Source organism: Pontibacterium sp. (assembly GCF_041587635.1).
In the GTDB taxonomy this organism is placed as follows: Bacteria; Pseudomonadota; Gammaproteobacteria; order Pseudomonadales; family Balneatricaceae; genus Pontibacterium.
In genome coordinates this window covers 1-3,832 of sequence record NZ_JBFGYC010000400.1, presented here as the reverse complement: position 1 = coordinate 3,832, position 3,832 = coordinate 1, and the positions used below count along the sequence as shown (strand labels likewise).

The following is a 3,832-nucleotide window of genomic DNA, read 5'->3' as shown; positions in this document are numbered from 1 at the left end:
GGGTATGCGCGTCTGATCTGGTATACCCATAAGATCCATGGACTGCATCGTAACGATTTTGTTTGTGCAGCAAAAAGTGACCAGTTATTCAATGAATCCTGATGCCGTTATTTCATCCACGCTGAAAACTGCGGCCCACTGAATAGTGCTGCGTGCAACAGGCTGATAGAATAGCCGCAATTTCAGCGTAGTGGTGTGGAGACGAAGGACAGATGGAACGCAGATTCAGACTGGTATTGGCCTGCCCGGACCGGGTAGGTATCGTCGCGATGGTCAGTAACTTTATTTCCAGTCACGGTGGTTCGATTTCAGATGCTAACCAGCATTCAGATCCCAGCACCGGATGGTTTTTTATGCGGGTTGAGATCAGAGCGAAGTCCCTGTCCTTTTCTCTGGAAGAACTGAAAAACGCGTTCGCGCCTATTGCCCAGTCATTTAATATGCGTTGGGAAATTCATGATTCCGAGCGTCCGAAGAAAGTGATCCTCATGGCGAGCCGTGAGTCACACTGTCTGGCAGACCTGCTCTATCGATACCATGAGGGGGAGCTGGACTGTGAGATCCCGTGTGTTATCTCTAACCACGATGATCTGCGCAGCATGGTGGAGTGGCATAACATTCCTTATTTCCATGTGCCTGTGGATAAAGCGAATAAGGCGGAGCACTTTGCCCGTGTCAGTGAGTTGATTCACGAACACGAAGCGGACTCGGTCGTCCTCGCGCGTTACATGCAGATTCTGCCATCTGATGTATGTGAGCAGTATCAGCATCGCATCATCAACATCCATCACAGTTTCCTGCCGTCATTCGCGGGTGCTAAGCCTTATCATCAGGCGCATGAGCGTGGCGTTAAACTGATCGGTGCAACCTGTCACTATGTGACTGAAGATCTGGATGCCGGTCCGATCATTGATCAGGACGTGATCCGTATCAGCCATCAGGACCAGCCGGAAGATATGGTGCGCTTGGGACGTGATGTGGAGAAGACCGTGCTGGCGCGTGGTTTACGCTGGCATCTGCAGGATCGTATCTTGGTTCAGGGCAATAAAACGGTCGTATTTAACTAAAGTATGGCTTTTCGCGTTGCGAGTCAGCGGGGATTGGTATAAAGATAAGGATAAGGGCTGGGTTCAACACCCATGATGTTGTCTCTGGGGACAGCCCACCAAGGAGGAAAAACAATGCTGAGATCCGTAAAAGCTCAGGACTACATGTGTGAAAAACTTGTGACTTTCACACCTGAAACAGATCTGTTTGATGCCATAAACCAGCTTATCGAATACGGGATTACCGGGGCTCCGGTGATTGACCGTAGTGGCAAGTTGGTGGGTCTGTTATCTGAAGCTGATTGTCTGCGTGCAATCCTCACACTGACCTATCATGAAGAAGAGATGGGTGGTGTTGTTGGTGATTACATGGTGGAAGAGGTACACACCGTCAACTACGATGCTGATATCATCATGGTAGCGGAAGAATTTATTAATAATGGTCGTCGTCGTTTGCCCGTTGTGAAAGGGGATAAGGTGATAGGACAGATCAGCCGACGTGATATATTGCGTGCAGTTGAGACGTTCGCACAAGACGGCTGAGTATATACGCTGTGTTTCCAGAGGCCGCAGCTTAGTCTGCGGCCTTCTTATTTTTAGGGTATTAAACTGCTGATGGGTTATCAGATTCCGGAACAACCTATGCTGATTTACCCCTCTCTGGCTGAACGATTCGGGCTGGAAGAGGCGTTGTTGCTGGGTATTTACCATCAGCTGTCACAGCGTACGGGTTTGCGCCTGCGTTCTGGGCAGCGCGAGATTAAGCTTGATGCTCACAGCTGGCGCCAACTGGTTCCGTTCTGGTCACAGGATCAATTGGCGATGGTGACCAATAGCCTGGTTGAACAGGGGGCCATTGACGCCAGCCTCAGCAAAACGCTGGTAAAAATCGTCCTGTTGCAGGACGATCAATCAACGGCTGCCGCTGTACCTGTAATCCCAGAGACCTCAGAGCAGGTAGTAGAGCGAGAATCAGAGCCAGTGTCAGAGGTTGAGGTGGTCAGTCGCTTAAGCGTGATGGATCAGCCTCCGCCATTGGTGGATGCACCGCCTTTGGGGATGGCGACGCCTCCGGCCCAGCCGATTCCATATGAGACGCCCCCTGTATCAGCAGAGCCACCCGTTCGGCCTCAGATGCCAACACGCCAACCCGCGCGTCAAGCGACTCAATCGCGTACACCCGCGCCTGCTTTTGGCGGCAGTACGGGCTGGCGGCGTCACAAAAGTGAGCTACAGGTGATTTTTGAACAGCATGAAGAGCGAAATCAGCATCTTCATGCCATGTTCCTGGGATGGCAGCCGTCATCTAACTTCTTCGAGTTGCTGGCACGACAAGGTATTAGTGAAGAATTTGCCCGTGAATCGATTGATGAATTTGTGCTTTACTGGGTGAATAAGGACCGTCGTGAAACCAGCTGGGATCAGAAGTTCCTGGGATGGGTTAAACGGGAATGGGTCAAGAAACAAACACGCGATGGACGTGAACAGCGTCAGGCACAGCAACAGACAGGCTTTAACCATGAAAACTCCCGCAGAGATACTCGCGAAAACCGAAAACGGGTTACCCAAGCCATCATGGACATCAAGGACACCGACTGGTAGCGCGCAGGCTCAGGTTTCTCAGCAGCAATCAGAACAGCCGCAGCAGCAACCCATAAGCAACGAAACCAAAGTGCTGGTGAACATGATCTTTGCTCGCTTTATGGCGATTTATGGTCACAAATTCAAAAGCTGTTTCGAAACACAGAATGAACTCAGCCTGGCAAAACGGGAATGGGCGCTCAGCCTGCGGGGTTTTGGTGAGCCTGAGCTGGTCATTGCGATTGATCGTTGTAAAGAAACATTGGCGTGGATGCCATCCGTGTCAGAGTTTCTGGCCATTTTACGTGAAGTGAAAGGTGACGACGGTTTGCCTGCCGTCCGTAACGCATATATTGAAGCCTGTATGCATGCCGATCGCCCATCGAAACACAACTGGAGCCATCCAGCGGTGTACCAGGCGGGTAAAGCAACTGGTTGGTTCCGTCTGCGTAGCGAAGATGAATCCCACGTTGTGGGGGATTTTAATTATCACTATCAGGTGATGTGCCGACGCGCCCGTGACGGTGAAAACCTCGACCAGCAAGTTCCGGTGGCGCTTGAAGACAAGAGCGATAATACGCTGGTGGACTTTATTCAGCGTTGGGGTGAAGAGCAGGAGCTGGAGCCACAGGTTGCCGCGAAGTTACTTTATTACCTGACGAAACCTAAAGGCAGTGCGACCCGTGCGCGTTTCCAGCAGATCGCACAGCAAGATGCGGATCAACTGGGAATTCAGCTGCCGCAGGACTATCAGTAATTACAGCCCTCTGCCGCATTTGCCAGAGGGAACAGCCTTTCCCAGGCTCTGTTCTGGTAGTTGTCACAAAAATACCGCATTATCACTGACCTCGTCTGATTTTCAGACATTCTTACGCGTTGTCGTTACCTGATCTTATCCATAGCCTGTATTTCTATCGATCGTTATTTATCGATGAAGTTGGCGTGTGGCTGTGAGGGTAGTGTTACCCCTGAAGATACAGATAGCTCCTCCGGTTGGTAAACAGGGAGAGGTGGATCTATAGCGATATCTTTTGGACCTGTCAGCGTACCGTTTATCAATAGGAACTGATTAAATGGAACAGAAAGAACGTATCGCATTATTTATAGACTTAGATAACCTCGTTGGTTTTTGCCTTGATGATGGTTTGCCCATTGATATAAAAGGTGAAATCAAAAAACTTGAACAACACGGCCGTATCAGTATT

The 3,832-nt window shown here is 50.3% G+C and carries 4 protein-coding genes; all 4 read left to right on the top strand.

Features of this window, described 5'->3' with window-relative positions; genetic code table 11:
• Positions 1-212: 212 nt before the first annotated feature.
• The 4 genes from purU to ABYW01_RS16320 all read left to right on the top strand — a co-directional run bounded on the left by purU (position 213) and on the right by ABYW01_RS16320 (position 3,384).
• Complete coding sequence (purU, locus tag ABYW01_RS16335) at positions 213-1,067, top strand: formyltetrahydrofolate deformylase (RefSeq protein WP_372834717.1); 855 nt, start codon at positions 213-215, stop codon at positions 1,065-1,067.
• A gap of 114 nt (positions 1,068-1,181) precedes the next feature.
• Positions 1,182-1,589, top strand: a complete 408-nt coding sequence (locus ABYW01_RS16330; RefSeq protein WP_372834715.1) for a CBS domain-containing protein — start codon at positions 1,182-1,184, stop codon at positions 1,587-1,589.
• A gap of 99 nt (positions 1,590-1,688) precedes the next feature.
• The gene (locus tag ABYW01_RS16325; RefSeq protein WP_372834712.1) at positions 1,689-2,648 is read left to right on the top strand and encodes a DnaT-like ssDNA-binding domain-containing protein; all 960 of its coding nucleotides are present in this window, start codon (positions 1,689-1,691) and stop codon (positions 2,646-2,648) included.
• Positions 2,566-3,384, top strand: a complete 819-nt coding sequence (locus tag ABYW01_RS16320) for a replication protein P (protein ID WP_372834709.1) — start codon at positions 2,566-2,568, stop codon at positions 3,382-3,384. Before ABYW01_RS16325 ends, ABYW01_RS16320 begins: the two co-directional genes overlap by 83 nt.
• The last annotated feature ends 448 nt before the right edge of the window (positions 3,385-3,832 follow it).

Coding starts and splice junctions, on each gene's coding strand:
- ABYW01_RS16325 (WP_372834712.1), top strand. CDS start 1,689: ATGCTGATTTACCCCTCTCTGGCTGAACGATTCGGGCTGGAAGAGGCG.
- ABYW01_RS16320 (WP_372834709.1), top strand. CDS start 2,566: ATGAAAACTCCCGCAGAGATACTCGCGAAAACCGAAAACGGGTTACCC.
- purU (WP_372834717.1), top strand. CDS start 213: ATGGAACGCAGATTCAGACTGGTATTGGCCTGCCCGGACCGGGTAGGT.
- ABYW01_RS16330 (WP_372834715.1), top strand. CDS start 1,182: ATGCTGAGATCCGTAAAAGCTCAGGACTACATGTGTGAAAAACTTGTG.